This window comes from Roseiarcus sp. (assembly GCF_052145395.1).
Taxonomy (GTDB): domain Bacteria; phylum Pseudomonadota; class Alphaproteobacteria; order Rhizobiales; family Beijerinckiaceae; genus Roseiarcus.
Genome location: NZ_JBKQOT010000611.1, coordinates 1 through 3,385, shown reverse-complemented (window position 1 = coordinate 3,385; position 3,385 = coordinate 1). Strand labels below are relative to the sequence as shown.

At 64.8% G+C, this 3,385-nt stretch carries 3 protein-coding genes and 1 pseudogene; 2 read left to right on the top strand and 2 right to left on the bottom strand.

Annotated elements, in window-relative coordinates; translation table 11 throughout:
* Positions 1–253: 253 nt before the first annotated feature.
* Positions 254–490 (bottom strand): hypothetical protein, encoded by a 237-nt coding sequence (locus ACLP25_RS20990; RefSeq protein WP_442471089.1) that lies wholly within the window; start codon positions 488–490, stop codon positions 254–256.
* Between the two features lie 758 nt (positions 491–1,248).
* Between ACLP25_RS20990 and ACLP25_RS20985 the strand changes: the two genes are divergently transcribed.
* Entirely contained in the window at positions 1,249–2,139 is an 891-nt protein-coding gene (locus ACLP25_RS20985; RefSeq protein ID WP_442471088.1) for a transglutaminase family protein, read from the top strand.
* Between the two features lie 52 nt (positions 2,140–2,191).
* Positions 2,192–3,079, top strand: a complete 888-nt coding sequence (locus ACLP25_RS20980; protein WP_442471087.1) for a transglutaminase-like domain-containing protein — start codon at positions 2,192–2,194, stop codon at positions 3,077–3,079.
* On the opposite strand, the pseudogene ACLP25_RS20975 reads toward ACLP25_RS20980, so the two are convergent.
* Positions 3,018–3,385: pseudogene (locus tag ACLP25_RS20975) on the bottom strand (polyphosphate kinase 2); the annotation flags it as partial. The gene ACLP25_RS20980 and the pseudogene ACLP25_RS20975 sit on opposite strands and share 62 nt — an antisense overlap.

Sequence of the window (3,385 nt, the reverse complement as noted above, 5' to 3'; positions counted from 1 at the left end):
CGATGCGCCCGTCGAGTCACGTCAATGACTTGCGCTCACAAACACCGGAAGTTCGGCTTAGAGCGAGATGAAATAGGCTCGCGCCAGCGAACCCTCACCCGGCGGCCTTCGGCTGCCTTCCACAAGGGGTGAAGGAGAACATGAGAGCAGATTGCTGTGCCGTCGAGTCGCGCTTTGGGACGCGGTCGTTGACCGCGTCCGCCGCGATCAGCGGTCGCGGCGCTATGCGGCGCCTCGATTCAACCGCAAAATGCTAATCCTCTTTCCGCCGGAGCGGAGCGAAAGACGGCCCTGGGCCCGCCGTCGGTCGGCCCCAGAGCGCGAGCCGGACCTCATCGGCGCTGGGCGGCGGACGGCGAGTCTGCTCGTAGGCTTCGACCGCCGGGCAACCGCTTGCCTCGCGGAGGAACAGATAGAACTCGCGCCGGTCGAGACCGAACGCGGTCGCCGGGCGCAGCCCATCAGGCGTATCCCACTTGTGGACGATCATGGCTCGTTCTCGATGACGTCTGATCGTTTCGGCTGAGGCGGCTCCGGCTCCGCGATCGCGTCGAGCGACGGGAAGGCTTGCCCGACCGGGACGCCTTTTTTTCGGGATTTTCGCACGGCGATCCTCGCCGCACTCGATATCAGCCGACCGACCGAAGGCCGGACCGGGGAGGGCGCGCATTCCCAGATGTACATCGGAATCTCGAATCCTGTCGACGGAGCCTTCACGCGAAGTCCGCCTCGATGAGACCGCAGGCTTCAGGCCGTTCGCTATTTGTTCAGTTTGACCACTCGCCAGCAGCAGCCGACGCAGTGCTTGTGAGCCCACTGCTCCGCTTCGTCCTTGGTGTCGAAAGCACCGTGAACGTTATCCTGGCGGGGCTCATTCGTGACGACGACGTACATCTGTCTACCTTCCTGCTGGCGCCATTTCGTCGTGTCTGGGTTCGCGAGGACATATCCTTGAAAATAACCGACCAGCCCGATGACGAATTGTATCGATCATCATCAGCTATATTCGGGACGGCTGTCCTTTCAGCTTCCCTCTAGACTGCGCGCAATAGTACCTTGCGTTAGATTCGAAACCGCAACAGACTAGCAGGCCTTCGGAAAATTTTGGTAAAAATCGTCTTGGACGCGGGCGAGATGCTCCGGGCGACACGCGTCCGCGGCCGCCGGACGGTCGGGGCGTCGCTCTTGCGTGGACGGCGCCGCCGGCTCACCATACGCGTGGGGCGGAAATCGAGGGCGGACCCAAACGTGCAGCGCGAAAAGACGACTCTCAACGTGCGCCACCGGACGGCCTACCGCTACGCCCGCCCGGTCGAGCTCGGCGAGCACCGCTTAATGCTCAGGCCCCGCGACGGTCACGACCAGCGCCTCGTCGAGTCGGAGCTGACGATCGAGCCGCGACCGGCCCGCATCCGCTGGCTCTACGACGCCCTCGACAATTGCGTGGCTCTGGCCTCTTTCGCCGGGTCGACGACGTCGCTCATCGTCGAGAGCCGCTTCACCGTTGACCGGAGGGAGGACGATTCGCCCGGCGGCGAAATCGATCCGCGCGCGCGCCATTACCCGTTCTCCTATCTGCCCGAGGAACTGCCCGACGTTTCCCGATCGATCGAGCGGATTTACGCCGATCCGGGCGGCGACCTCGAGCGCTGGGCGAACCAGTTCGTCACTTCAGGCGGCACGACGCAAACCGGACACCTCCTGATGACGATGACCTACGCGATCAAGGAAGGTTTTTCCTACGAGCGGCGCGAGGAGGCAGGCGTGCAGGCGCCCTGGGCGACCCTCGACCGTCGGAAGGGCAGCTGTCGCGACTTCGCGGTGCTGATGATGGAGGCTGCGCGCACGCTCGGCATCGCAGCCCGGTTCGTCTCCGGCTATATCTACGCGCCCTGCGGCGAGACCGAGCCCGAGCGCCTCGGCGGCGGCGCGACCCACGCATGGGTCCAGGTCTATCTGCCCGGAGCGGGCTGGATCGAGTTCGACCCCACCAATGGACTGATCGGGGGCAAGGATCTCATCCGGGTGGCGGTCGCGCGCGTTCCCGAGCAGGCCGCGCCGCTGACCGGGACCTACTACGGCAACCTGGAGGACGAACTCGGCATGGAAGTGTCGGTCGAGGTGACGCAACAAATCTGAATCTCCAAGCGTTTGTCCCAGTGAGGCGCTGAAAGCGCGACGGGGACAGCGGATGATCATCAGAGCGGGCTACAAGATTGCGTTCGAGTGCGCGGCGCAGACGCCGATGCTGTTGCAACTCAACGTCCACCCATCGCGCGACGCGGATCTTCTTTCGCCCGATATCGTCCGGGTAAGCCCGGCCGTCCCGATGCAGTCCTATGTCGATTCGTTCGACAATCGAGTGACGCGGCTCGACGCCCCGCCTGGGATCATCACGTTCAGCAGCGATTTTCTGATCCGGGATTCGGGCCTTCCGGAGGACACGCCGGACGACGCGCCGCTGGCGCCGGTGACGGTGCTGCCGGTCGACACGTTGCGATTTCTCCTGCCGAGTCGCTACTGCGACAGCGACGGTCTGAGCGATTTCGCCTGGGGGAAATTCGCCGGCGCCGCATCGGGGGCGAAGCTGGTGCAGGCGATCTGCGACTTCGTCCACGACCACGTCCAATTCGATTATGGGCGGGCCGACGCGCGCCGGTGCGCCTCCGGCGCCCTCAACGAAGGGGTCGGCGTATGTCGCGACTTCGCCCATCTCGCCATCGCGCTCTGCCGGGCGATGAACGTGCCGGCGCGTTATTGCGCCGGCTACCTCGGAGACATCGGCGTGCCGCCGAACCCGGACCCGATGGATTTCTCGGGCTGGTTCGAGGCCTTTCTGACCGGGCGGTGGTATTCTTTCGACGCCCGTCACAACGTCCCGCGGATCGGGCGGGTCGTCATGGCGTACGGCCGCGACGCCGCCGACGCGGCGCTTTCCTCCGCATTCGGCCCGGCGCCGCTACGGACTTTCGAGGTGACGACCTACGAGGAGACTGGGGTCGAGTGCGCGAATTCCCCTACGTCCGCCGCTTGGCCGGATGCACCGACGTCTCGAGAATATTTTCCACAGCGCCAATGACCAGCGCCGAGGACCCGACGATCAGCGGGTCGGGCCCGACGACAACGTGGCGATCCTTGTTGGGGTAGGGCAGGTTGAACAGGAAGTGCTGCATGGCGTTGAGGCGCGCGCGCTTCTTGTCGTCCGACTTCACGATGGTCCAGGGGGCGTCGGCGGTGTCGGTGTTGAAGAACATCGCCTCCTTGGCCTCAGTGTACTCGTCCCACTTGTCGAGCGAGGCCTTGTCGATCGGCGAGAGCTTCCACTGCTTCAACGGATCGGTTTCGCGCGCGGCGAAGCGGCGCCGCTGTTCATCGCGCGTGACGG

Coding starts and splice junctions, on each gene's coding strand:
- ACLP25_RS20990 (WP_442471089.1), bottom strand. CDS start 490: ATGATCGTCCACAAGTGGGATACGCCTGATGGGCTGCGCCCGGCGACC.
- ACLP25_RS20980 (WP_442471087.1), top strand. CDS start 2,192: ATGATCATCAGAGCGGGCTACAAGATTGCGTTCGAGTGCGCGGCGCAG.